Source organism: Sorangium sp. So ce1335, assembly GCF_051521615.1.
Taxonomy (GTDB): Bacteria; Myxococcota_A; Polyangia; order Polyangiales; family Polyangiaceae; genus Sorangium.
This window is the reverse complement of the sequence record NZ_CP150363.1, coordinates 4,097,856-4,122,564: the sequence shown is the minus strand read 5'-3', so window position 1 is coordinate 4,122,564 and position 24,709 is coordinate 4,097,856. Positions and strand designations below refer to the sequence as shown.

At 72.4% G+C, this 24,709-nt stretch carries 16 protein-coding genes; 6 read left to right on the top strand and 10 right to left on the bottom strand.

Annotated elements, in window-relative coordinates:
- Positions 1-8 precede the first annotated feature (8 nt).
- From WMF24_RS15235 to WMF24_RS15215, 5 genes are all read right to left on the bottom strand, one after another.
- Positions 9-3,083, bottom strand: coding sequence for a hypothetical protein (locus tag WMF24_RS15235; protein ID WP_437737129.1), 3,075 nt, complete (start codon positions 3,081-3,083; stop codon positions 9-11).
- A gap of 160 nt (positions 3,084-3,243) precedes the next feature.
- Entirely contained in the window at positions 3,244-4,584 is a 1,341-nt protein-coding gene (locus tag WMF24_RS15230) for a zinc-ribbon domain-containing protein (RefSeq protein ID WP_437737128.1), read from the bottom strand.
- 353 nt (positions 4,585-4,937) lie between these two features.
- Positions 4,938-6,686 carry a sigma-54-dependent transcriptional regulator gene (locus WMF24_RS15225; RefSeq protein WP_437737127.1) on the bottom strand — a complete coding sequence of 583 codons (1,749 nt, stop codon included), beginning with the start codon at positions 6,684-6,686 and terminating at the stop codon, positions 4,938-4,940.
- 297 nt (positions 6,687-6,983) lie between these two features.
- Positions 6,984-8,630, bottom strand: a complete 1,647-nt coding sequence (locus WMF24_RS15220) for a GMC family oxidoreductase N-terminal domain-containing protein (protein WP_437737126.1) — start codon at positions 8,628-8,630, stop codon at positions 6,984-6,986.
- The gene (locus tag WMF24_RS15215) at positions 8,627-9,214 is read right to left on the bottom strand and encodes a gluconate 2-dehydrogenase subunit 3 family protein (RefSeq protein ID WP_437737125.1); all 588 of its coding nucleotides are present in this window, start codon (positions 9,212-9,214) and stop codon (positions 8,627-8,629) included. The genes WMF24_RS15220 and WMF24_RS15215 overlap by 4 nt, the downstream gene beginning before the upstream one ends.
- A gap of 245 nt (positions 9,215-9,459) precedes the next feature.
- On the opposite strand from WMF24_RS15215, the gene WMF24_RS15210 reads away from it, so the two are divergent.
- A complete protein-coding gene (locus WMF24_RS15210; RefSeq protein WP_437737124.1) occupies positions 9,460-11,082 on the top strand; it encodes a hypothetical protein in 1,623 nt (540 codons plus the stop codon).
- Between the two features lie 81 nt (positions 11,083-11,163).
- On the opposite strand, the gene WMF24_RS15205 is transcribed toward WMF24_RS15210, so the two are convergent.
- From WMF24_RS15205 to WMF24_RS15190, 4 genes are all read right to left on the bottom strand, one after another.
- On the bottom strand, positions 11,164-13,260 hold the full coding sequence (locus WMF24_RS15205) for an ATP-dependent DNA helicase (RefSeq protein WP_437737123.1): 2,097 nt from the start codon (positions 13,258-13,260) through the stop codon (positions 11,164-11,166).
- A gap of 10 nt (positions 13,261-13,270) precedes the next feature.
- Positions 13,271-13,696: a hypothetical protein gene (locus tag WMF24_RS15200; RefSeq protein ID WP_437737122.1), complete on the bottom strand. Its 426-nt coding sequence runs from the start codon at positions 13,694-13,696 to the stop codon at positions 13,271-13,273.
- Positions 13,697-13,846: 150 nt separating this feature from the next.
- Positions 13,847-14,185 carry a PilZ domain-containing protein gene (locus tag WMF24_RS15195; protein ID WP_437737121.1) on the bottom strand — a complete coding sequence of 113 codons (339 nt, stop codon included), beginning with the start codon at positions 14,183-14,185 and terminating at the stop codon, positions 13,847-13,849.
- An 88-nt stretch (positions 14,186-14,273) separates the two neighbouring features.
- The gene (locus WMF24_RS15190; RefSeq protein ID WP_437737120.1) at positions 14,274-14,783 is read right to left on the bottom strand and encodes a hypothetical protein; all 510 of its coding nucleotides are present in this window, start codon (positions 14,781-14,783) and stop codon (positions 14,274-14,276) included.
- A 127-nt stretch (positions 14,784-14,910) separates the two neighbouring features.
- Here WMF24_RS15190 and WMF24_RS15185 point away from each other — a divergent pair, with 127 nt between their 5' ends.
- From WMF24_RS15185 to WMF24_RS15165, 5 genes are all read left to right on the top strand, one after another.
- The gene (locus tag WMF24_RS15185; protein ID WP_437737119.1) at positions 14,911-16,716 is read left to right on the top strand and encodes a peptidylprolyl isomerase; all 1,806 of its coding nucleotides are present in this window, start codon (positions 14,911-14,913) and stop codon (positions 16,714-16,716) included.
- Complete coding sequence (locus WMF24_RS15180; RefSeq protein ID WP_437737118.1) at positions 16,713-18,008, top strand: M16 family metallopeptidase; 1,296 nt, start codon at positions 16,713-16,715, stop codon at positions 18,006-18,008. Before WMF24_RS15185 ends, WMF24_RS15180 begins: the two co-directional genes overlap by 4 nt.
- A 615-nt stretch (positions 18,009-18,623) precedes the next feature.
- Positions 18,624-19,742 carry an ArsR/SmtB family transcription factor gene (locus tag WMF24_RS15175; RefSeq protein WP_437737117.1) on the top strand — a complete coding sequence of 373 codons (1,119 nt, stop codon included), beginning with the start codon at positions 18,624-18,626 and terminating at the stop codon, positions 19,740-19,742.
- Positions 19,732-21,048 carry an adenosylhomocysteinase gene (gene ahcY / locus WMF24_RS15170; RefSeq protein ID WP_437737116.1) on the top strand — a complete coding sequence of 439 codons (1,317 nt, stop codon included), beginning with the start codon at positions 19,732-19,734 and terminating at the stop codon, positions 21,046-21,048. The genes WMF24_RS15175 and ahcY overlap by 11 nt, the downstream gene beginning before the upstream one ends.
- A gap of 46 nt (positions 21,049-21,094) precedes the next feature.
- Positions 21,095-23,167: a bifunctional aldolase/short-chain dehydrogenase gene (locus tag WMF24_RS15165; RefSeq protein WP_437737115.1), complete on the top strand. Its 2,073-nt coding sequence runs from the start codon at positions 21,095-21,097 to the stop codon at positions 23,165-23,167.
- Between the two features lie 10 nt (positions 23,168-23,177).
- On the opposite strand, the gene WMF24_RS15160 is transcribed toward WMF24_RS15165, so the two are convergent.
- A complete protein-coding gene (locus tag WMF24_RS15160) occupies positions 23,178-24,692 on the bottom strand; it encodes an MATE family efflux transporter (RefSeq protein ID WP_437737114.1) in 1,515 nt (504 codons plus the stop codon).
- Positions 24,693-24,709 lie beyond the last annotated feature (17 nt).

Sequence of the window (24,709 nt, the reverse complement as noted above, 5' to 3'; positions counted from 1 at the left end):
CCGGCGCATCACCGGACCGCGTCCTTGCGCTCGCAGCGCAGGCGCCACCGCCGGCCCGTGGTCCGCTCGGTCGCTGCGAGCGGGATCGCGCTGGCAGCGACGTCGAGCTGCCTCTCGGGCGCCTTCGAGAAGATGCCTTGCATCCTCACCGACATCGCCTCGACGCACGCGGTGCCGGGATCCAGGCGAAGCCGGAACTCGGCACCATCGACCGACGGATAGCTGCCGCCGAGATCGAAGCTCGGCGAGCCCTCCAGGCCGGTGTCGAGGAGCCAGCCGTCCTGGCCCGGCTGACATCGATCGAGCGGCGTATCGACGAGGTCCTTGCGCCCGAGCGGCACCGCATCGCCGAGCGCGCCGGTGTCCCGATCGATCGGGAGCACATGCCAGGAACCGGCGCGCACGCCCGGGTCCGGGGCCGTCGAGATGAGCAGGCCGACGCCGCCGCCGAGCGCGCGCCGGACCAGGCGCGGGGGATCGACGCCGTAGCTGGTGCGGGCCGGACGATGGTAGGTCGCAAGCTGCCGCGCGATGCCGAGGTCGGCGCGCCACAGCGCCACGGCGTCATACGAGCCGCCGGGCGTCACGAAGAACCACGTCTCGCCGAGCCGGACCGCGCCGCTCGGAAAAGGCCGCAGAAAGCTGCCCGCGCGGCCGGCGCCGTCGCGGAGCGGGAGCACCGGCAGCCCCTCGGAGACCGCGTACAGGCTGCACCCGGCGCCCCGACACACGTGGGTCAGCGCAGCCCGTCCGCCGGGGTCGAGGTACGCGCCCCAGGACGCCGTTCCGTAGTTGACGACGCCGAGCGCCTCGGCCGCCGTGCCCTCGTCGGACCAGGGCGAGGCGCTGACGGCGCTGGAGCGCACCCCGCCCTCCGGGTCGAAGCGATCGTCGAATCGCATGAGCCAGCGCCCCGCCCGCGACCAGTCCGCGCCCCGCTTGCCCCATGCGTAGGCGCGCACCGTCACGATGTCGTACGGGGCGCCGTTGTCGAAGCCGATCTCGTCCGCCCCGAGCGCGGGCGGCGCGGTGTTGCGGAAAGGAGCCCACGCAGAGCTCGCCGTCTCCTTGGACGGCGGGCGCGCGGACGGCTGCGGTGGGCGCGCGGCGGGCGCGGCGGACGGCCTGTCCGGCAGCGGCGGGGTCGATGAGCCCAGCGCCTCGCACCGCATCGCGATCGGGCTCCCTGCGCGCAGCGGCGTCTGGAGCACCGGCGGCGGCTTCGCTTCAGCGAGATCGTCTGGCAGCGCCGTCTTGCCCCAGCCGACCCGGATCCAGCCCTTGAACACGCAGCCGACCGGGCCGCACGCCCGCGTCCGGGGGGCCGCGGTGTCGTCGTCCCGCTCGGGCAGCTCGATCGAGCGCCACGTCATGCCGCCGTCGGTCGACTCGGCGGAGCGCTCGCCCTCGCCAAGGGACAGCGCGAACCGCCCTGCCAGGAGCGCGCCGGTGCCGTCCTGGCGTGGCGCGCCGGCGGTCACGTTGCCGCTCTTCACGTCGATCCGGACGCCCACGATCGGGCCGCCTGCCTCCACCCAGCCGCCCAGGATCCCGGGCTCACGCTCCTCGAACCCCTCGAGCCACATCCCGCGCTGCAGATCGCGGACGGTGCTGCGGGGCTTGCCCGGAAGGACCAGCGGGACGGTGGTGACGTCGCTCCCCTTCAGCAGCGTGAGCTGCCCCGACGCGCCGGGGCGAGGCGGCGACAGAACGGCGACGCGGCCGTCGGAGAGCGCGACGACGCGCTCGACGCCGACGTCCCGCGCTGGCGCGCGGACGTGGATCTCGCGGGCGCTCCCGTCGGCAGCGACGATGCAATAGGCGCCCTGGCGCGGCCCGCTCCGCGCTCCGCACGAGCCGCGGATCACCAGCGCGCCGTTGCCGCTCGCGGCCACGAAGCGCGGATCCTCGAAGCGCATGAACCGGCGCACGCCGAGCGGCGGCTGGAAGGCGTAGATCGTCGTCGCCCCGTCGCGCTCGCCGCACACGAACCCGAACGACGCGCCCGCTCGGATCGCGTGGCAGGCCGCCTCGCGCTCGGGGTAGGCGTCCGGCGCGACATCGATGACGGCGCCGTCGCGCAGCGAGACGCGCGCCAGGGCGCCGCCGCGCGCCACCACTGCGGTCGAGCTCGAGTCGGGCCACCCATCCTCGACGGCGGCGCGCAGCGGGCGTCGCCCGAAAGGCCCCGGCGCCCGCGCGGGCGCATCCTCCACGTCCTCCGGCGTCTCGAGGGTGCGGTACGTCACGCCGCCGCGCGCGTCCACCGAGTAGAACCCGTTCGCGGTCATCACCGCCGGGTCGCCGCCGATGACGGCGAGGGAGGTCGGCCGCGCGTCGATCTCGATCGGGCGCCACGTGGTCCCGGCATCGAAGGTGACGAGCGGACCGCGCAGGTCGGCCTCGACCACGGCGCGCCAGCCGTCGGCGAACGCGAGCTGGCCGTACGCGCTCGCCGGCGGAAGCGGGCCGAGCGGCATCGCCTCGCCCGTCTGCGCGTCGATCGCGAGGAGCCGGTGGCTGTGCGAGAGCCGGGCGTAGAGGCGATCGAACCCCGCGATGATCTCGTTCGCCTCCGACGGGAGCTGGACCAGCGGCTCGAGCGGGGCGAGCCACCCCTGAGCGCGCCAGAGCTGCGCGCTCCCGCGGTTGGAGGCGTAGAAGAGATAGCCGCCGCCGAGCCGCGTCGGCAGCTTGAGCGCGGTGACGTGCCCGTTCGGCAGCAGCTCGACGGCGCGCTCGAGCGATCCATCGTCGTGCGCGACGATGCGCATGCGATCGATGAGCACCCGCCTGGACCCCGCCTCGCTGGCCACGACGCCGCGCTCGCCGACGAGGTCCGGCAGGAGCAGCGAGGGCGTGACCATGGTGACGAGCGCCCCCTGCGCGGCCCGCCCGCGGGCGTCCGGGAGCGCCGCCTGCGCGGCGCCGCCGCGATCGCGCGACGCCTGCCGCCCGGGCGGCGCGGCCCCACCGCACCCCCCGGCGCCCGCGCCGAGGAGCAGCGTCATCGCGAGGAGCGGCGCGGCGCCCGGCGCCCGCCGAGCCATCGGCGCGTGGTACCGCCGGTCGGGCTCGCTCATGACGGACGATGCTAGCGCGCCCCCCTGGGCGCCGCACCGTCCTTGCAGCGGCCAGCTCGACGCACGTCGTCGCGGCCGGCGCGACGCACCGACACGCGGCGAGCAGTTCGAGGGACGGCGAGCGCGGCTCAGCGCGGGGGCCAGGACGGCCCTCGCGCGTTCACTTGCCCTTCGCAGAGCACTGCATCGCGCACATCAGGTCGCCGGCCGCGCACCCGCAGCCACCGCGCTTGGGCGCGGGGGTGGCGGCCGGGGCCGGGGCGCTGGAGCCCGACTGCGACTTGGTCGCGGCGCTGCCGCCCGAGCTCTGCCGGGCCGGCCGCGCGGCGCCGCGCGCAGGCGCCGCCGCCGGCGCGGCGCTCGGCGCCGCGCTCGCGACCGGCTCCGCGCTCGCCGAGGCCGTCGCGGACGCCGTCGCCGTTGCCGTTGCGGCGGGCGTCGGCTCGGGCGCGGGCGGCGTCGTCGTCGCCGGGGCCGCCGCCGTCGTCGCGTTGTCGGCAGCGGCGGGCGCCGGCGTCTCGCCGCCGCCCTTCATCATGAAGAAGACGCCCGCGATCGCGATGCCCGCGATCGCGATGCCGGCCCCGATGATGATCGGGGCGCGGTTCTTGGGCGCCGCCTCGATGCTCGTCGGCGGCGCAACCGACGGCGGTCGCGCCGTGGTCACGATGGGCGCGCTGAGCTGGAACAGCCCGCCGTCGTTCGCCACGATGCTCGCGACCGGCGACGGCGCCCTGACGCCGGCTCCCGACGCGAGGGCCTTCAGATCGATGAGGCCGGAGTCGTCCGACGCGCTGGTGCTCGATCGCGGCGCAGGGGGCGCGGCCTTCGCCGTGAGCGCGCTCAGCGAGAACAGCATCGAGTTCTCGTCGCGCTGGCCGGGGGCGGTGCCGCTCTTGAAGAGCGGAGCGCTCGTGGCCACGTCGTCGGAGCTGGGCCGATGCGCCTCGGGCGCCGGGCTCGCGCCGAACAGATCCTGCGTCGGCCGCGCGGGATCGCGGCGCACCGCCGCGACGCGGGGAGCGGACGCAGCGACCGCCTCGATGCCCGAGGACGCCGGCGCTGCGGCCGCGCCGGCGCTGGGCACGGGCTGCGACTGCACGGGCGCCGGCTCCTGCGCGGCCATCGAGACCGGGGCGCTGCTGGCGTGCAGCGCGGCGACGATCGTGTCGACCTGGCCGACCGGCTGCCAGTCGGCCATCCCGTCCGCCCAGACGTACGTCTCGGCGTTGATCACCCCCGCCTGATAGCTGGCGACGATCTCGGCCATCGTCATCGAGCGTTGATCGCCGTCCGCCACGTTGACCAGGTACGTGGCCCCGTCGTTGGGAACGCTCGTGCCGGAGACCGGATCGGCGACCCCGCCGTTGGTCGTCACGCCCGAGCTGTTCACGAGGATCGTGGCGCCGCATTTGCGGCACTTGATCTTGACGGTTCTGCCTTGGACCTTCTCGTCCGAGACCGTGTATTTCGACTGACAGGACTGGCAGGTGATCTTCATTGGGGGCTGGCCCGCTGGGGGGTAGTGCCGGCGAGGCGTCGCGTGGAGTTTACCTTGATGCCGCGCCGGTGGCCCGCTCTCTGACGTGCCAGTCGCGCGTCTGATCTCGCAGCTCCGCTTTACGATAGCCGAGGTCGTCGGCCCTTCGTAAAGCACAAAGGAACGAAGCCGCTGATGGAACCGTTGTCGGGGTGCGTCACACACGGGCGCGCCGGCCGGCGCCCGGGGTACGATCCATCACGCCGCGCTTCCGCGCCGCCTCGCCGGGAGGAGGGCGGGCACACGCGCGGAGGGCGGGCACACGCGCGCGGAGGGCGGGCACACGCGTCGCCGCGGAGAGCGAGGCGCGCCGCTCAGGCGTCGCCGCGCGCCGAACCGAGCTCTTCCAGGCTGGGCTCGTCGGTCACGACGGGCACATCGTCGACCGGGTCGTGGGGCTCGGCGCTCTCGCTCGGCCCCGGGGCCTCGTGGCCCCCCACGTGCTCGCCGTACGCCTGTAGCTTCGAGTACAGGCCGCGGCGGCTGATCCCGAGCACGCGGGCCGCGCGCTGCTTGTTGCCGCGCACGGCCTCGAGGGTCAGCAAGATGAGCTTGCGCTCCGCGTCAGCCAGGCGCGTGCCCACCGGGAGGCGCAGCACGAGCGGGTGCTCGGCCGCCTCGCCCGCGTCCCGCGGCGGCTCCGCGTCGGGGATGCTGCCCTCCTGAGGCCTCCGCGGCAGCGAGGCAGGGCCCACGGAGGGCGGCGGCGGCGGCGCGACGGCGACGTGCGACGGCGCCGGGTCGGACGGGACGGCCATGTCCGACGGGTGGATGATCGGCACCGAGAGCGGCTCGGCCGGCTCGGGAGCGACGACCGGGGCCGCGGCCCGCTGGGACGCGACGCTGTCGTAGGCGCGTCGGCCGGAGCGCCGCTCGATCCGGCCCTGGCCGAGCTGAACGTCGTTCGCCGACACCATCTCGGTCGAGGCGAAGAGCGCGGTCTGCTCGATGACGTTCCGCAGCTCGCGCACGTTGCCAGGCCAGTCGTGCTCCGTCAGCCGCTCGACGGCGGCGTCCGTGAGGCGGCGCGCCGGGGTGCCGTAGCGCTTCGCGAACTTCAGCAAGAAGCGCTCGGCGATGGGCAAGATGTCCTCCCGGCGCTCGCGCAGCGGGGGCAGCGTCACCGTGAACACGTTGAGCCGATAGTAGAGATCCTCGCGGAAGACGCAGTCGTCGACGAGGTCGAGCAGATCCTTGTTCGTGGCGGCGACGACGCGGACGTCGGCCTCGATCTCCTTGCGGCCGCCGACGCGGGTGAACCGGTACGTCTCGAGCACGCGGAGCAGGCTGACCTGCACGGCAGCGTCCATCGTGCCGACCTCGTCGAGGAAGACGGTGCCGCCGGCGGCCGCCTCGAACTTGCCCTCCGCGGCCGCGAACGCGCCGGTGAACGAGCCCTTCTCGTGGCCAAAGAGCTCGCTGCCGATGAGCTCGCGCGGGATGGCGCCGGTGTGCACGGGGACGAACGGGCCGGCGCGGCGGCGGCTCCGATTGTGGATCGCGCGCGCGACGAGCTCCTTGCCGGTACCGCTCTCGCCCACGATCAGCACGGGCGCCATCGTCGCGGCGACGCGCTCGATGCGCGTGAAGACCTCCCGCATGCGGGCCGAGCCGCCGATCATCCCCTCGAACACGAGCTGCCCGTGGAGGGGGTCGTCGTCCTCGCCCTCGACGAACTCGCGGGCGGGACCGTCGGAGAGGAGCTGGCGCACCAGCAGCACGAGGCGCGCCGGATCGAGCGGCTTCTGGAGGTAGTCGGCCGCGCCCAGCTTGAGCGCGTCGACGGCGCTCGTGATCGACGCGGCGCCGGTGACCATGACGACGGCCGGCGGCGGCGTCTTCGGCTCGGGCCCTTCGAGCTCACCTGGGGAGAGCCGGCGCATGAGATCGACCCCCGTCATCCCTGGCAGGTTGAGGTCCGTGACGAGCACGTCCGCCGGGGTCCGCTGATGGATCTCGAGCGCTTGCTCGCCGCTCGAAGCGACGACGACGTCGAGGCCTTCGTGACGCAGCACCGCCTCGAGGATGGCCGCCTGGTCAGGCTCGTCCTCGACCAGCAGCACCCGGCCGTGCTGGTTGTGGCCCCGATGCGGCGAGCGCGCTTGTCCGCGCGGAATTGCAGCAGATACTGCGTTCGGTCCCAAAGCTTCCCTCCCAGCTCGGCGGACGGACGGCTCGGCCCCGTGCGATGTGAAACGTGCCGCTCAATTTGTACCCTGCGGGAGCTTCACATCAACTCGGGAGTTGCCTCCTTCTCGGTGCAAAGCCCCCTCACATGCCGTCCGTGACATGCCGTCCATGCGCAACGGATGCGACGCCCCCGGGTCGCTGCCCCCTGTGGTGACACGCCAGCGCGCGCATCACCAGCGCTCGATGATGCCGCATGCGATGCGATCGGCCAGCGCCATGCACGTAAGCATCGGGTTCACGGCAGGACTTCCGGGAAAGATGCTCGTGTCGGCGACGTAAACGTTCTCCAGATCGTGGCAGCGACCCGCTTCGTCGACGACGCCGTCGCGAGGCCTCCGCGACATCCGCGCCGAGCCGAAGGCGTGGTTCGCCGCGGTGATCGTGTCGCGCCCGTCGAGCCGCTTGCTCTTCAGGATCTCGGCTTCTGCCGGCGACGTCAGCTCGTCGGGGATCCCGTGCAGCCCGGGCAGGATCGAGGAGGCGCCCGCCGCCCAGCAGATGTCCGACAGGATCCCCAGGCCGCGCTGGATCTTCTCGACGTCGCGCGGCGCGTAGTCGAACCGCACATCCGGATCCCACGAGCCGCGCTTCGGACGGACCGTCCCGCGCGACTGCTCGGCCGCGATGATCACATCGAACGGCGCCATGCGGTTGTATGTCCGCAGATGACGCTGGTAGTCGTGCCCGAAGCCCGGGAAGCGCGCGGCGAGCACCGCGGGGGGCGACCAGAGGACCTCGAGCTTGATGCCCTGATCGAGGAAGTGGAGCGAGTGATAGCCCTGGGTGGCGCCCTCCCACGGGTCGATGGGATCGGGGAACACGGCCATGATCGCGAGCCCCGGGTGGAGCTGCAGCTCGTTCCCGACATGACCGCTGGAGCTCGCGGCGCCGCTGCGGAGCAGGATCAGCGGCGTCGCCATGCAGCCCGCCGCGAGCACGACGAGCCTGGCCCGGATCTCGACGGCCGCCCCCTCGCGCCACGTGAACGGCTCGATGGTGCGGCCGCGCATCCCGGCGGCCCGCCTGCCCGACAGGAGCAGCGTCTCGGCGCGCACGCTGGTGAAGACGCGCGCGCCCGCGCGGATCGCGGCAGGGACGTACGAGACGTCGGTCGACATCTTCGCGCGGTTGCGGCACCCCGTGAAGCACTCGCCCGAGCCGCGGCAGCCGCGCACGTTGCGGTGGGTCGGCTCGCTCGACAGGCCCAGCGCGTCGCAGCCCCGCTTGAAGCGCAGGTTGCGCTCGCCCTGCACCTCCATGGGCGTGGGCGCGACCCCGAGCAGACGCTCGACGCGCTCGTAGTGGGGCAACAGCGTCTCCAGCGTGATCGACGCCGTCCCGGTCCGGTCCGCCCACTTGTCGAACACCCAGGCGGGCGCGCGCGCGCAGATCGCCGAGTTGACGACCGACCCGCCCCCGAGCGCGATCGCCTGCATGGTCGGGATGAGCATGCGACCGCGCGCCGCCCGCATCCCCCCCTCGCGCAGCGTGCGCGCCAGCGACTCGCCCGCCTCCTGCCGGAAGTCCTCCACCCCGAACGGCGGCCCTTCCTCCACGAGGATCACGTCGCGCCCCGCCTCGGCGAGCTCCTTGGCGACGACCGCCCCGCCCGGCCCCGACCCGACGACGAGCACCTCGCAGGACGCCCGCACGTCACCGTCGTAGTCGGCGAACACCTTCACCTGGGAGCGCGGCTCGCTGGGCGCGAGCGGCTCCACCTCGGCCCTCGATCGGAGCGCGGCCACGGGGAGCTGGCGCTGCTCGGCGCGCTCGGGGCTCGCGGGCGGGAGCGCCCCAGATAGCCCCGGGAGCTTCATGCCGTCACCCCCGGCGAGAGCGACGTGGCGCTCACGGCGACCCCCTGCCCCGCCGGGCTCGCGGGGGCGCGGCGCTCGAACGGCGTGGCGCAGCAGGAGACGCCGATCGCGCGGGCCACCTTCTCGTTGGCGAGGTAGCCCATCGAGAGCATCGTCCGGAGCGAGAGGAACGTCACCCGCCGCAGGTAGATGCAGCTCTGCGCCATCGACGCGAGCACCGCGACGCGATCGGGCTGCGGCAGCCGCGTGAAGCGGGCGCGCCGCGGCCCGAAGACCCAGGGCGAGAGCTCGACGAAATGGAGCAGCAGCCGCAGGTAGGGCCGGAGCGGCCGAGGCGTGCGCGCGACGTAGCGATCCATGTACTCGACGAGCCCGGCCTCGGTGCCGGAGAGCGGGATCGGGCCGCCGGCGGGGAACAGCGCGTCCGCGCAGGCCGCCACGATGGCCCGCTCCCTCATGGAGAGCGCGCGGGCGGGCGCACCGGAGCTCCGGCCCCTGCGCGCGAGGACCACCGCGGCGAGGGCGAGCGCCGCGAGGGCAACGACGAGAACGATCACGGGCAGATGCGCAACGACGTCGCTCATCACTCGACTCCTTTCCTGGCGGCGCGGGCTCGCGTGGCGCCGCGCTCGGCCGCCCCACGGGCTCGCGCCCCCGTCGCCATGGCTGCCTCGAGAGCCTAATCCGGCGAGCGGAGTGCGCAATTTCGTTCGCACTGCGTCGGGGTGTTCGCACACCATCCTGTCCTGATTTACGCGGGCCGAGGTTACGGCTGTGACAATCGCGGTATGGTCGGCGCCCGATGAGCGACGAGCGCAGCAGAATTGCCGTGGACACGAGCGAAGACCCAGGACGCGACGAGCCTGCGGAGGACGAGGAGCCGATGGAGGACGAGGAGCGCCCGACGTCGCCGGCGCGCGATCTTCGTGGCTGGCTCGCCGGCGCGCCGCTGCCCGCGTGGCTCCAGATCGCGCTCGGGCTGGTCCTGCCGATGCTTGTCACGATCGTGGGGGCGCTCCGCGTCGCGAGCTTCACGATCGACGACGCGTACATCTCGTTCCGGTACGCGGAGAACCTCGCGAACGGCAACGGGCTCGTCTACAACGTGGGCGAGCGCGTCGAGGGCTACACGAACTTCCTCTGGACCGTGCTCCTCGCCGGCGCGGTGAAGCTCGGCGCGACGCCGGCGGCCGCGTCGAAGGTGCTCGGCGTGGCGTGCGCGTGCGGCGCCCTCGTCCCGACGTACCTCCTCTCGCGGCGGCTGCGCCCGTTCTCGAACGTCCCGTGCCTCGCGACGTGGCTGCTCGCGACGAGCATCCTCTTCTCCGGTTACGCGGTGTTCGGGCTGGAGACGCCGCTCTTCCTCCTGCTCACGCTCGCGGGGACCGAGCTCTTCCTCCGCGAGGAGGACGCCGCCGAGGCCGGCGAAGGGCCGGAGCGCGCCGCCTGGTTCCACGCGGTCCCCTGGTCCGGCGTCGTGTTCGCGCTCGCCGCGCTCACCCGCCCCGAGGCGCCGCTGTTCCTCGGGCTGCTCGTCATCTGGCACGTGGACCAGGCGTTCTCGCGGCGAAACCTGCTCCGCCTCTTCGCCTTCGCGCTCCCGGTCGCGGCGCACCTGCTCTGGCGGCACAGCTACTACGGCGCGTGGCTCCCGAACACGCTCGCCGCGAAGACCGGCAACTTCGCGCAGCAGCTCCAGGGCGGCAGCGACTACGTCCGCAAGTACGCGCAGCACGCCGGCGCCTTCCTGTGGCTCGGGCTCTTCTCGGTCGCGTCGTCCGTCGTCCACCGGCGCCGGAGCGGCCTCGCGATCGCGTCGATCGCGCTGCTCTTTGGCGTGTACGTCGTCGTCGTCGGCGGCGACTGGATGCCGTACTTCCGGTTCCTCGCGCCCGCTGAGCCGTTCGCGTTCCTGCTCGTCGACCACGCGATCCGCGCGATCGCCGCGCGGCGCGAGCGGGCCGCGTCGCTCGCGCTCGCGGCCTTCGGCGCGATCACGTTCGCGACCCGCACCGAGGAGCTCTGGCGGGCGCAGCGCAACATCCTCGTCAACGACAAGGGCTTCTGGGACGACGCGGCCGGGCGCACGGCCGACTGGCTCGAGAAGAACGCCGAGCCCGGCCCGATCGCGATCGCGGACATCGGCTACGTCGGGTACCGCACGGGCTTCCCGGTCGTCGACATGCTGGGGCTGCTCAGCCCCGAGGTCTCGAGCCTGCCCGGCGGGTACACGCACAAGGTCGGCACCGGCTACACCGACGCGCTCTTCTCCAAGAACCCGCGCTACTTCCTGATCATCGCCTCCGGGGCGGACTGCAGGAACCCCACCGTGCCCTCGTCGCGCGCGTCGTACAACGATCCCCGGTTCAAGAAGGACTACAAGCTCCGCCAGACCATCGCCCTCAAGAAGGGCGGCGCCTGGTGCATCTACGGCAAGACGTCGTACCCCTGACGGCCGGCCGCGCTCGCCTCACCCTCACCCCGCCGAGCGCCCTCCTCGCGGCGCTCGGCTCGGCCTCCCCCGACGCTCGCCTCAGCGCGGTTCGTCGGCGCGCGCCGGCGCTTCTCCTTGCGCCCCTGCCCCGGCGGCGGTCCAGAACGCCCGCACGTCCTCGATGCGCTCCGTCCGGCGCGCGTCCGGCAAGCTGTCGAGCAGCACGCGGCCGTAGCCGCGCGTGCGGACCCGGCGGTCCAGGATCGCCACGATGCCGCGATCGGTGCGCGTGCGGATCAGCCGGCCGAACCCCTGCTTCAGGGTGATCGCGGCCTGCGGGACGCTGTAGGCGATGAACGGGTTGCCGCCGGACTGCTCGATCGACGCGCACCGGGCGGCGACCACGGGATCGGTCGGCACCGCGAACGGGAGCTTCTCGATGATCACGAGGCGCAGCGCCTCGCCCGGGACGTCGACGCCCTCCCAGAAGCTCATCGTCGCCACGAGCACGGCGTGCCGCTCGGCGCGGAACCGGCGCAGCAGCGCGCCCTTCGGCGCGTCCCCCTGCACGAGCAGCGGCATCGGGGCCCGCGGCGCGCCCCCGCCCGCCCGGGCCTGCGCGGGCGCGCGGCCGAGCCGGGCGCGCAGGGCCGCGGCGAGCGCGTTCATCGCGCGGATCGACGTGCACAGGACGAACGCCCCGCCGCCCGTGATACCGATGAGCTCGGCCATGCGATCGGCCGCGCGATCGACGAACGCCGCGTCGGTCGCCTCGGGGAGGTCGCGCGGCGTGTAGAGGAGCGCGGCGTTCGGGTAGTCGAACGGCGACGGGACCTCGAGCTCGTCGACCGGCACCGACACGTCCTCGTCGAGCCCCATCCGCGAGCGGAGGAACCGGAACCCGGATCCGCTCGAGCCACCCGTGGTGAGCGTGGCGCTCGTCAGCACCACGGCGCCGATCCGCTCGAAGACGTGCTCGCGCAGCATGTGCCCGAGATCGACCGGCGACGCGCCGAACGACACGCCGCGCCCGCGCACCTCGACCCACGTGACCTGGTTCGTCGCGGGGTCGACGATCCGCGCGGCGTCGTCCCGCACCTGCGCCGCGCGGTTGCCGACGAGCTGCACCGCCTCGCTGATCGCGTTCGCGCTCGCGTAGCTCGAGAGCGCCTCGAGGTGGTCGTCCAGGCGATGGTAGGCCTCGAGCAGCTCGCCGGACCACGCGTCCCTGGCGAGCGGGACGCGGGCGCCCTCGCGATCCGCGCTGGCCGCGGGGCCGCCGAGCGCGGCGAGCCGGTCGAAGAGGGCGTCCGCGGACTCGCGCACGACGGCCGTGATCGCCGTCCCCTCGCCCCGGCCGAGGATCCTGTCGGCGAGGCCCGACGCGATGAAGGCCCGGTCCGCGTCGCGCAGCATCGAGTCGACGCGCGCGCGCGAGACGCGGACGCCGAAGAAGCTCGTCGCGATGTCCTCGAGCTGGTGCGCCTCGTCGAAGATCACCGCGTCGTACGGCGGCAGCGCGCCGGCGCCCGCGAAGCCGCGCCGCGCGCCGGCGATCTTCAGCGCGAGGTCCGCGAAGAAGAGGTGATGGTTGACGACGAGCAGGCGCGCCGCCTCGCTGTCGCGCTTCATCCGCGTGACGAAGCACTCGTCGTAGTAGTCGCACGACGATCCGAGCCGCGTCTCGCTCGACGACGCCACCTCCCGCCAGAGCGGATCCCCCTCGGCGAGGTGGACGAGCTCGGCGACGTCGCCCATCTCGGTCTCCTGCGCCCACGCCTCCAGGAGCGGCAGCGAGCGCCCCGCGGCCCCGGCGCCAGCGCCGGGGCTCTGGCGGAGCTCGTTGAAGCGGCGCAGGCACAGGTAGTTGCCGAGCCCCTTCACGAGCGCCGCGCGCGGATCCAGCCGGAGGTGCTCGGCGACGAGCGGCAGGTCCTTCGTGTAGATCTGGTCCTCGAGCGCCTTCGTCGCGGTCGAGACGACGACCTTGCGGCCGCTCAGGATCGCGGGGACCAGGTAGGCGAGCGTCTTGCCCGTCCCGGTGCCCGCCTCGCAGAGCAGGATGCGGTCCTCGGCGATCGCCCGCTCGACCGCGCTCGCCATCGCGACCTGGCCCTCGCGGTCCTCGTAGCCCAGGAGGCCGCGCGCGAACGGGCCGGAGGGCCCGAGCAGGCTCGCGGCTCGGTCGAACGGCATCGTCTACCGCTTACCGCGGTACGGCAGTCTTCTCCAGCGAGAGGGCGAACCCCACCTCGCTGACGGCGAGCTCGAGCGACGCCACCGGCTTCTCGAACTGGACCTCGCACCACGTATCCAGCGTCCGCGCGGCGTCGCCCGGATCGTGGACGTGGCGGAGGGCGGCCGCGCCCTCGGTGTAGCCGCGCGCCACGGCGGCCTCGGCCAGGGCGCGCGCCCGGTCGAAGAGCAGCTCGTCCGCCGCGCCCGGGAAGTCGCTGCGCTGGGCGCGCACGACGAACCCGACGCGCAGCGGCTCGGCGCCCACGACGACGCCGGAATCCATGAGGAGGTTCTCCCGCACCCGCTCCGCGACGTGCACGGCGTCGCCCCGGGTGCGGTACACCTCGAATCCGGCCTGGAGCAGGGCTTTCTTGATCTCCGCGGGTGTCGGCATCGTCCGCTGGTTCCCGGCTACCCCCATGCCAGCAGGAACATCCATCGCAAAATTGCGGGGCCCTCGTCAAGCTGACAGCGCTGACATGGACCTGTGGCGCTTTGGCGCCAGAGCGCATTTCCGCGCACGTCCGCGCAGTCACATACGCGGCTACGAGCTCGACCGTGACGGCCTCGGCTCCCCCTCGTCGAGGAAGCAGACGCCGACGATCGAGCCGTCCGGCTCGTCCTGGACCCACGTGATCCGGCCCGGGCGCGGCGCCCGGCCGTCGAGCCAGACCGTTAGCTCCGTGCCGGGGTCGAGTGAATTTTCTATCACCACCCGAAGCCCGCCGACGCTGACGTTCAGCGTCCAGCCGGAGACCGCGCGATCCTCGGTCTCGAGGCGCACCCGCTCGCTGAGCTCACGGCGCGGGCTCCTGCGGCGGTTCGCCAGGAGCTCGGGTGGAATCTGGAGCGACGGAGGAGTGAGGGTTCTGCGTCGAATCACAGAAGAAAATTACAAGCACACGCCGTGCCCGGGAATGGATTTTCTGGCCTCCCGAGCAGCTTCAGCGTGGACGGGAGCGACGGGTTGATCAGTGCGCTTCGGCGTGGTCGGGCTTGTGGCCGGAGCCGTCGCTCGGCTCCTCGAAGACGGAGACGGGCTCGAGCAGCGAGAGCTGGTCGCGCTTGATGCCCACGCCCTTGTCGGAAAAGAAGAGGTCGTTCTCCTGCAGCCGCGACCGGACGCGGGCGATGAACAGGATAGGCATGCCCGCCTGCGTGTAGCCGAGCTGCACAAGGGTCCCCTTCGGCCAGTTGCCCCCGTCGAACGTGAGCTCCTTGCGGAGCGTGTAGAACCCCTCGGCAGGGAGGCGCTGCAGCGAGTCCGCCCACGTCGTGCCCCGGAACGCGACGGCGGGGCCGTGGAAGTGCCAGCGGTTGTGGACGTTGTGATCGGGCGTCGTGACCGTCGGCAGACCGTTGTCCGAGTGGTTGTGGAAGGAGACGATGATGCCGGCAGGTACCTTGTCCTCGTGTCCGGGGAGCGGCTTTGTCGTCAGGTAGAGGCCGCAATCAGGGAGGTGTGACTTCGAGCTTGCCATGGGATGAGCCCCTAGCCCCGCTCTCGACCGCCGTAAAGACACGCCGTCGACGCCGTGCTATGCCGCGCCAGGCCAAGGCGAGAGGCTGCTCGAGGAGCGAGCAGCGCGCCCCGGGAGCGAGCCCTTCGTGAACAGACTGAGCCAAATCTTCGGCGCCGCCATCGTCATCGCGATCGCCGTCGTCTTCATCGTCCAGTTTCGCCCGAGCGCCGGCCCCGTGCAGTCGTCCGGGAGCACCTGCGCCGTCGAGGTCCGGGGGAGCTGCATCTCCTCCATCGAGTTCAACGCCTCGAGGAACCTGCTCGCGATGCGCAGCGTCGACGAAAACCGCCTCCGGGCAATGGGGCTCCGGCGGATCACGGCGGAGGGCCTCTACGAGCGGTGGCTGCTCAACGAGGACGCGAAGCGCCTCGGGATCAGCGTCTCGGACGACGAGCTGACGGCCGAGCTCGGGGCAGGCAGGGTGCGTGTCTCGCTCCCGGCGGACAAGATCCGCCAGGTCGGTTACGCCCTCAACCTCCGAGAGGACCTGATTCGCTACCTGGACGTCCGCAACCGCCAGACGAAGAAGTTCGACAACAAGCAGTACGAGCGGCAAATCCGGGCGATCACGAAGATGAGCCCGACCGACTTCCGCGACTACCAGCGGAAGGAGCTCATCGCCGCGCGGATGCGCGACTTCGTCCGCGCCCGCGTCCGGGTCGGCGAGAACGAGGCGTTCGAGCAGTTCTCCCGCGAGAAGTCGACCCGGACGCTCAGCTACGTGCGCTTCGACCGGAGCTTCTACAGCGACCTCCTCGTGGACACCTCGGAGAAGGCGATCCAGGCCTGGGCCGACGCCAACAAGGAGGAGCTCGACAAGACCTGGGAGGGGCGCAAGGCGCAATACCTGCCGGAGTGCCGGGTCGCCCGGATCGTCACCGCCGAGGTGAAGTCCGACGAGGCCGCGCAGGGACCGGAGGCGGGCAAGGCCGCCGCGAAGGCGCGGATCGAGCAGGCCGTCGAGCGCCTCAAGAACGGCGAGGGCTTCGCCGACGTGGCGCGCAGCGCGAGCGACGATCCGAGCGCGGCGCGCGGCGGCGAGCTCGGCTGCGTGACGAGGGGCAGGCTGAGCAAGCCGGTGGAGGACAAGCTGTTCGAGATGAAGGCGGGCGAGGTGTCGGAGCCCGTCGAGACCGAGGACGGCTTCCACGTGATCAAGCTCGAGCAGATCGCGAAGGACGCCGAGGCCGAGAAGATCGGCCGGCTGGAGACGGCGCGCGACCTGTACATCCGCCACGAGTCGGAGCGGCTCGCGGCCGAGGCCGCGAAGCAGGTGCTCGCCGCGGCCGCCGGCGGCAAGTCGCTGGAGGACGCGCTCGCCGCGTACATGGCGCAGCTCGCGCCCTCGAAGAGCGCGGCCGCCGCGCCGGGCGCGAAGCCGGCGGACAGGGCCGCCGCGCAGGACGGAAGCAAGGGCGACGCGAGCGGCGCGAAGAAGGAGGGAGAGTCCGAGCCGGGAGAGGCGCGGGCGCCCTACACGATCGCCACGCATCCGAACCGGCCCAACGTCGAGACGAGCCTGCCGTTCAACGTGTCGGGGTCGCCGATCGCTGACGCGAGGGACAGCACCGAGCCCGCGCGCATCGCCTTCCAGCTCGACAAGCCGGGCGACCTGCCCAAGGACGTCGTCGCGCTGGAGAACGGGTATGCCGTGATCCAGCTCAAGGAGAAGACCTCCCCGACCCAGGAGCAATGGGACAAGGATCGCGAGTTCTACATCTCGGCGATGCGGGCCGCCAAGCAGAACGACGCGCTCGTCGGGTACATGCGCCGGCTCAAGTCGACCATCGGCAGCGAGGTCAAGTACGACCAAGGCCTCCTCAAGGAGTCCAGGCCGGCCGATGACGGCTCCGGCGAGCCGGAGCTCCCGATCGAAGACGAGGGGGAATGACGTCGCTCCCGCTGCGCGACGCTCGGGACGTCGTCCTCCCGAACGGCCTCAAGGTCGTGCTCGTCCCGCAACCGCAGGTGCACCGGGCTGTCGCCTCGCTCTACCTGCGCGTGGGCTCGCGGTTCGAGACCCAGCAGAACAACGGGATCTCCCACTTCCTGGAGCACATGGTGTTCCGTGGGACGCCGACCTTGCCGTCGGCGCACGCGCAGGCGCTCGCCTTCGAGCGCCTCGGGGGGACGCTCTACGCGGCGACCCACGTCGACCACGGCGTGATGAGCATCTCCGTGCCCCCGGCGAACCTGGATCCGGTGCTCGCGCTGCTCGGCGAGGTCACCACGTCGCCGCGCTTCACCGCGATCGAGGTCGAGCGCGGCATCGTGCGCGAGGAGATCCTCGAGGACCTCGACGACGAGGGGCGCGACATCGACGCGGACAACAACGCCCGCGCGCTCATGTACGAGCGGCACCCGCTCGGCTTCACGATCACCGGGGACATCGACGCGCTCGACAGGTTCGACGAGCCGATGCTGCGCGCGCACCACGCACGGCACTACACGGCGGCGAACGCGGTGCTCTGCGTGGCGGGGCGGTTCGACCCCGAGGCGTGCGCGCGGGTGATCGAGCGGCACTTCGGCGCCATGCCGCGCGGCGAGCAGGTGCCCGTCACGCCGCCGCCGAACGGGCAGAAGAAGCCGAGGTTCCGCTTCATCGAGAACCAGTCGAGCCAGACCGAGCTGCGGGTCGCGTTCCGGGGCGTGAGCGAGCGCGATCCGCGCGAGCCCGCCGTGGAGATGCTGCTCCGCGTGCTCGACGACGGCATGTCGACGCGGCTGTACGAGCGGATCTGCGACCGGCTGGGCCTCTGCTACGACGTGTCGGGGATGTTCGAGGCGTACGAGGACGACGGCGTCGTCGACATCGCCGCGGGCGTGCAGCACGACCGCGCGACCGTGGTTGTCCGGGAGATCTTCGCGTTGCTCCGAGAGCTCGCCGAGACGGGGCCGCGCGAGGACGAGCTCGCCAAGGCGCGGGACCGCCACCTCTGGTCGGTGGAGGCGATGCAGGACGACCCCGAGGCGACCGCCGGCTTCTACGGGCTCTCCGCGCTCGCCGACATCACCCGGACCCCGGAGGCGCGGCACGAGGAGCTCGCCCGCGTCACCGTGGAAGACGTGCGCAACGCCGCGCGCGCGCTGTTCCGGCCGGAGCGCCTCACCGTCGTCGCCGTGGGCCTGCTCCGCGCCTCCGAGGAGGCGAAGCTCGAGAAGGCCGTGCGCTCGTTCGGCTGAGGTGCCGCGCACCGCCGCGCGGTGCGTGGTGAGACAGGCGAATCCAGACAAGGCGGAATGACCCGCTGCGTGGACGGTCGGCGGCTGACCCCAACCTCGGTCGGCCCTCGCTCCGACCGCAACCTCGGTCGGCCTCTACGACGTCAACCTCGGTCAGCCCAACCTCGGTCGGCCTCCACGACCTCAACCTCGGTCGGCCTCTACGACCTCAACCTCGGTCGGCCTCCACGACCTCAACCTCGGTCGACCTCTACGACCTCAACCCCGGTCGACCTCTACGACCTCAACCTCGGTCGGCGGCGCCCGACCTCCCGCCCGACCTCAACCTCGGTCGGCGGCGCCCGACCTCCCGCCCGACCTCAACCTCGGTCGGCGGCGCCCCCGACCCCCAACCACGGTCGGCCCCTACGACCTCAACCTCGGTCGGCGCCCGCTGACCTCAACCACGGTCGGTCTGCTCGCCGCCGCGAGGGCCTGACCGCCCATTCCCCCGGATGGGCGTGCCTGTTCGTGTCAGCGCCGGTGCGCGTGGCTCCCACGGCCCCGCTGGGGACGTGACCGGCAGCACGCGTTTTATATTTGCATCTATGCGCATCGACGCATATACGTTGCCAGGTGGTCACCGTCACGGAGCCCCTGGCACAGCCTCTCGAGGCGATCGCGCGGTGCGAGCTGTACCGGCTCCTCGCCGATCCGGTGCGGGTGCGGCTCCTCGGCCTGGCAGCGGCGGAAGAGCTCGCCGTCGGCGAGCTGGCCGAGCTGCTCCGCGAGGGCCAGCCGAAGATCTCGCGCCACGCGGCCGCGCTCCGCGAGGCGGGCATCCTGCTCGCCCGGCGTCAGGGCACGTGGACGCTGCTCCGCCTCGACCCGCGCGCCACGACCGACCCGGTGGTCGACGACGCCGTGCGCGCGGGCCAGCGCGCCTGCGCGGCGGACGGGACGCTCGCGCGCATCGAGGACGTGCTCGCCGCGCGCGACGCCGAGACCCGCGAGTTCTTCGCGCGCGGGGGGCGCCCGCTCCGCTCGGGGCCGCCGTCCGAGCTCGCCGCGTACCTCGCCGCGCTCGCGCCGCTCCTGCCCCACCGCCGCCTGGCCGTCGACGCGGGCACGGGCGACGGGGCGCTGCTCGAGGTGCTGTCGCCCGTCTTCGACCGCGTGGTCGCGCTCGATCGCGCGAGCGCCCAGCTCCAGCTCGCGGCGGAGCGCATGCGGCGGCGCAGCCTCGAGAACATCGAGCTCGTGTGCGGCGAGATCGACGGGCCCGAGGTGATCCGGGCCGTGGCCGGCGCGCTCGGGATCGATCCGCCCGAGGGCGGCGAGCCCCTCTCCGGAGGCGCCGACGTTGTCTTCGCGGCCCGCGTGCTGCACCACGCGCCGCAGCCAGCGAAGGCGATGCGCGCGCTCGTCGAGCTCGCGCGGCCGGCCGCGCCCGCCCACGCCGATGACGCCCTGCGCGCCCGCGGCGGCGCGGTGTGCGTGCTCGACTACGAGACGCACAACGATCCGACGCTGCGGGAGCAGGAGGCGGACATCTGGCTCGGCTTCTCGCCGACCGACCTCAGGCGCCTCGCGGAGGACGCCGGGCTTTGCGGCGTCGAGATCCGACGGCTGCCGTCCGCCTGGCAGGGCGAGGGCCCGGATCGACACCTGGTTTGGCAGTTGCTCGTCGGCTGGCGCGGCGCGCGCGCACCGGCGCATTCACCGGAACAGACAAGGGGACACCATGACTGCTGAGAAGAAGCTCTCGTACAAGGTCGCCGACATCACGCTCGCCGACTGGGGTCGCAAGGAGATCCGCATCGCCGAGAAGGAGATGCCCGGGCTGATGGCGCTCCGCGCCGAGTACGGCCCGACGCAGCCGCTCAAGGGCGCGCGCATCGCCGGCTGCCTCCACATGACGATCCAGACCGCGGTGCTGATCGAGACGCTGGTCGCCCTCGGCGCCGAGGTCACCTGGTCGAGCTGCAACATCTACTCGACGCAGGACCACGCGGCGGCGGCGATCGCGGCGGCCGGCATCCCGGTCTTCGCCTGGAAGGGCGAGACCCTCGAGGAGTACGACTGGTGCATCGAGCAGCAGCTCTACGCCTTCAAGGGCGGCAAGGGGCCCAACATGATCCTCGATGACGGCGGCGATCTGACGGTCATCGCCCACGAGAAGCACCCGGAGCTCTTCACCGGCACCGACCCGATCCGCGGGCTGTCGGAGGAGACGACGACGGGCGTGCACCGGCTCTACGAGATGCACCGCGCGGGCAAGCTGAAGGTGCCCGCGATCAACGTCAACGACTCGGTGACGAAGAGCAAGTTCGACAACCTCTACGGCTGCCGCGAGTCGCTGGGCGACGGCATCAAGCGCGCGACGGACGTGATGTTCGCCGGCAAGGTCGCCGTCGTGTGCGGCTACGGCGACGTCGGCAAGGGGTGCGCGCAGTCGCTGCGCGGCCTCGGGGCGCGCGTGATCATCACCGAGATCGACCCGATCTGCGCGCTCCAGGCGGCGATGGAGGGCTACGAGGTCAAGCGCCTCGAGACCGTCGCCCCGATCGGCGACATCTTCGTCACGGCGACCGGCTGCGCCGACGTCGTCCGCGCCGAGCACATGCTCGCGATGAAGGACGAGGCGATCCTCTGCAACATCGGCCACTTCGACTCCGAGATCCAGATCGCGTGGCTCGAGAAGAACCCCGAGATCAAGGAGGAGAACATCAAGCCGCAGGTCGACCACTTCATCTTCCCGGACGGCAAGCGGCTGATCGTCCTCGCGCGCGGCCGGCTCGTGAACCTCGGCTGCGCGACGGGCCACCCGTCGTTCGTGATGTCGACCTCGTTCTCGAACCAGGTCCTCGCGCAGATCGCCCTGTGGACCGAGAAGTACACGGTCGGCGTCCACCTGCTGCCGAAGAAGCTCGACGAGAAGGTCGCCGCGCTGCACCTGCCGAAGCTCGGGGTCGAGCTGACGCAGCTCACGCAGGAGCAGGCGAAGTACCTCGGCGTCCCCGCCGAGGGCCCGTTCAAGGCCGAGAACTACCGCTACTGAGCGGCGGGCTTCCGGCGCCTCCGTCGCTGGGGTACGCGGCCGGTCGATGGATTGTCGCCACAGCAAGGACGAAGCCCAGCGCTACCTCGACACCTACGCCGCGACCTGCGGCGAGGATCTCGCCCTCCGCGTCTACACTTCCCGCCTGCTCGGCGCCGATCCGTCGCTCGTCCTCCACGGGGGGGGCAACACGAGCGTCAAGAGCACGGCCGTCGACCTGCTCGGCGACCGCGTCGACGTGCTCTTCATCAAGGGCAGCGGGTGGGATCTCGCGACCATCGAGCCGCGCGGCTTCCCCGCGTGCCGCCTCGCGCCGCTCCAGCGCGCGTGCGGGCTCGAGGCGATGACCGACGAGCAGATGGTCGCGCTCCTGCGCGGCCAGATGCTGGATCCATCGAGCCCCACGCCCTCGGTCGAGGCGCTGCTTCACGCGATCATCCCCGCGAAGTTCGTCGATCACACGCACGCCGACGCGGTGCTCTCGGTCATCGATCTGCGCGGCTCGGCCGAGGTCGTCCGGCAGATCTACGGGGACGAGGCGCTCTTCGTGCCGTACGTGATGCCGGGCTTCGCGCTCGCGCGCCGCGTCGCCGAGCTCATCCGGGCTCGCCTCGATCGGGGCGCGCTCCCCTCGCTGATGATCCTCGACAAGCACGGCGTCTTCACGTGGGGAGAGACGGCCGAGGAGAGCTACTCGCGCATGATCGACGCGGTGACCCGCGCCGAGCGCTACATCGCCCAGCGCAGCGCGATCGCCTCGCACCCCACGGTCGCGGCGCCGGACCCGGACATCCGGGCCGCGATCGGGCCGGTCGTCCGGGGCGCCCTCGCCCGCGCCTCGGGTCGCCCGTGGGTGAGCACGCTCCGCACCAGCCTGGAGCTTGTCGCGTTCTGCGAGCGCGACGACCTCGCCAGGGTCTCGCAGATCGGCTGCGCGACCCCGGATCACGTCATCCGCACCAAGGCGCGACCGCTCGTCATCGACGGCCATGACGTCGCCGACGCGGCGCGCCTCCGCGCGGCCGTCGAGCAGGGCATCGCGAGGTACGCTGCCGAGTACCACGAGTACTTCCGCCGGTCGTGCGCGGCGCGGGCCGTGACGCGCGACGAGCTCGATCCGTTCCCGCGGGTGCTGCTGCTCCCGGGGGTGGGCGCGCTGTGCGTCGGCGGCTCGCGCGCCGAGGCGGAGATCGTGGCGGACGTCTACGAGCACACCGTGTCCGTGATCGAGGCCGCTGAGGCGCTCGGCGGGTACCAGCCGGTCCCGGAGCTCGACCTGTTCGACATGGAGTACTGGAGCCTCGAGCAGGCGAAGCTGAAGCTCGGGGCCGGCCAGAAGGGGCCGCTCGATCGGCGCATCGCGCTGATCACGGGCGCGGCGTCGGGGATCGGCCACGCGACCGCGGCGGCGTTCCTCGCCGCGGGGGCGCACGTGGCGCTCGTCGATCGCGACGAGGAGCCGCTCGAGAAGGCCGCCGCCGAGCTCGGCGGTCGCCACCGCGGCCGCTGCATCAAGATCGCGTGCGACGTGCGCAGCGAGGCCAGCGTGAGCCGCGCGTTCGCGCAGGCGGCGGCGCACTTCGGCGGCGTCGACGTGGTCGTCTCGAACGCCGGCCGCGCGTTCTCGGGATCCCTCCACACGCCGGAGGGCCACGAGGCGCTGTGCGCCTCGCTCGATCTGAACCTGCTCGGCCACCAGAACGTCGCCCGCGCGGCGGCGCGCGTGCTGCTCGCCCAGGACGCGGGCGGCGCGCTCCTGTTCAACGCGTCGAAGAGCGCGTTCAACCAGGGGCCCGACTTCGGCCCCTACGCCGTCGCCAAGGCGGCGCTCGTGGCGCTGATGCGCCAGTACGCCGTCGACCTCGGCCGCCACCGCATCCGGGCGAACGCCGTGAACGCCGACCGCATCCGCACCGCGCTGTTCGGCGCCGGCATGCTGGAGGCGCGCGCGCGCGCCCGCAACGTCTCGGTCGACGACTACTTCCGCGACAACCTGCTCCGGCGCGAGACCACCGCGGCCGACGTGGCGCAGGCGTTCCTCTACCTCGCGACCGCCGAGGCCACGACGGGCTGCGTCGTGACCGTCGACGGCGGGAACGCCGCCGCGTTCCCCCGCTGATCGGGCCCGGTCAGAGCCCCTGCGCGCTCGGGCCGCCGCTCCCGTCGTCGAGCGCGGCCTTGTCGGGCTGCTCCCGGACGTCGAGCCGGATCTTCTTCCAGTCCCCTGAGCGGAACTTCCACGCCATCGTGGCGGCGAGGAGGACGACGTAGATCACGCCGGCCGTCCAGATGCCCATCAGGCCGAAGCCGAGCGTGATGCCGAGCAGCCACGCGAGCGGCACGAGGCACGTGAAGTGGAGGATGAGCTCCACCACCATCACGAACAGCGTGTTGCCCGCGCCGAAGAGCGCCTGCGTCAGGATCATGCCGACCGCGACGAGCGGCGTGCAGATGCCCATCACCTGGAGCGGCCGGAGCGCCGCGGCCTGGACGAGCTCGCTGCTGCTGGCGAACGCGAGGATCTGCGGGGCAAAGATCGCCTCGAGCAGGCCGACGACGCCGAAGATCGCGAGCCCCAGCCGGACGCTCACCCAGCCGAAGCGCGCGGCCTTGTCGCCGTCCCGCTCGCCGAGCGACTGCGCCACCAGGGTCGCGGTCGACGTGCCGAAGGCGAGGCAGGCGGTGAACGTGAGCTTCAGGATCCCGACGATCACCGTGGTCGCCGCGCCGTAGACAGGCTCGGCGCGGCCGCCCGGGCACAGCGGCGAGATCACGCCCGCGGGCGCGACCTGGTCGAGCTTGCTGGCGATCGCGTAGAACAGGCCGAAGCCGGTCATGATCGCGACGGTCGCGACGGCGCTCGGGATCGACAGCTTGAGGATGGACCAGGTGAGCGGGGCCGAGAGCTTGCTCGGGGCGAACGGGCGGTAGAGGCGCCGGTACTCCGGGAGGAGCGCGTACGCGAGCATGATCGCGAGCCCGACGTAGGTCGAGATGAAGCCCGCCATGCCCGCGCCCGCGATGCCGTACTTCGGGATGCCGAGCGAGGCGTTGCCGAAGATGAGCAGGAGGCACAGCACGATGTTCAGCGCGTTCATCGCGAGGGCCGAGACGAGGTGGATGTGCGTCTTGCCGATCCCGTCGAAGAACGCCTTGAGCGCGAACGTCGCCGCCATCGACGTCACGCCGAGCAGGCGCCAGCCGAGGTAGTCGAGCGCCGCTTGCCGCGCGTCCGGCACCTTGATGATGACCGACAGGATGTAGGGCATCGTCAGGTAGCCGAGCGCGGAGAACGCGACGCCGGCGACGATCGCGAAGAACAGGGCGTTCGCGAGGACCGCGCCCGCGTCCTCGGGCCGCTTCTCGGCGAAGCGGCGCGCGGTAAACGCCTGGGTGCCGACCGAGATCGCGCTGAGCGAGCCGCCGAACAGCCAGAGGACGATCAGCGACGGCAGGAGCGCCGCGTGCGCGTTCGACGACTCGGGGCACGGCAGGTGCGCGAAGAAGACGATGTCGACCTCGTTGACGATGCTCTGGGTGAGCATCGCCGCCACGGTCGGCAGCGCGAGCCGCAGGATGGCGCGATGAGGCGGGCCCGAGGTGACGGCGTTCGAACCGGGCGCGGAGAGGGCGATCTGGGCCATCGCAGGCTGCGCGGTAT

Excerpts from the sequence above, each read along its gene's own strand:
- WMF24_RS15235 (WP_437737129.1), bottom strand. The coding sequence starts at position 3,083 with ATGAGCGAGCCCGACCGGCGGTACCACGCGCCGATGGCTCGGCGGGCG.
- WMF24_RS15205 (WP_437737123.1), bottom strand. The coding sequence starts at position 13,260 with ATGCCGTTCGACCGAGCCGCGAGCCTGCTCGGGCCCTCCGGCCCGTTC.
- WMF24_RS15215 (WP_437737125.1), bottom strand. The coding sequence starts at position 9,214 with ATGAGCGACGTCGTTGCGCATCTGCCCGTGATCGTTCTCGTCGTTGCC.
- WMF24_RS15165 (WP_437737115.1), top strand. The coding sequence starts at position 21,095 with ATGGATTGTCGCCACAGCAAGGACGAAGCCCAGCGCTACCTCGACACC.
- WMF24_RS15160 (WP_437737114.1), bottom strand. The coding sequence starts at position 24,692 with ATGGCCCAGATCGCCCTCTCCGCGCCCGGTTCGAACGCCGTCACCTCG.
- WMF24_RS15180 (WP_437737118.1), top strand. The coding sequence starts at position 16,713 with ATGACGTCGCTCCCGCTGCGCGACGCTCGGGACGTCGTCCTCCCGAAC.
- WMF24_RS15200 (WP_437737122.1), bottom strand. The coding sequence starts at position 13,696 with ATGCCGACACCCGCGGAGATCAAGAAAGCCCTGCTCCAGGCCGGATTC.
- WMF24_RS15230 (WP_437737128.1), bottom strand. The coding sequence starts at position 4,584 with ATGAAGATCACCTGCCAGTCCTGTCAGTCGAAATACACGGTCTCGGAC.
- WMF24_RS15190 (WP_437737120.1), bottom strand. The coding sequence starts at position 14,783 with ATGGCAAGCTCGAAGTCACACCTCCCTGATTGCGGCCTCTACCTGACG.
- WMF24_RS15220 (WP_437737126.1), bottom strand. The coding sequence starts at position 8,630 with ATGAAGCTCCCGGGGCTATCTGGGGCGCTCCCGCCCGCGAGCCCCGAG.
- ahcY (WP_437737116.1), top strand. The coding sequence starts at position 19,732 with ATGACTGCTGAGAAGAAGCTCTCGTACAAGGTCGCCGACATCACGCTC.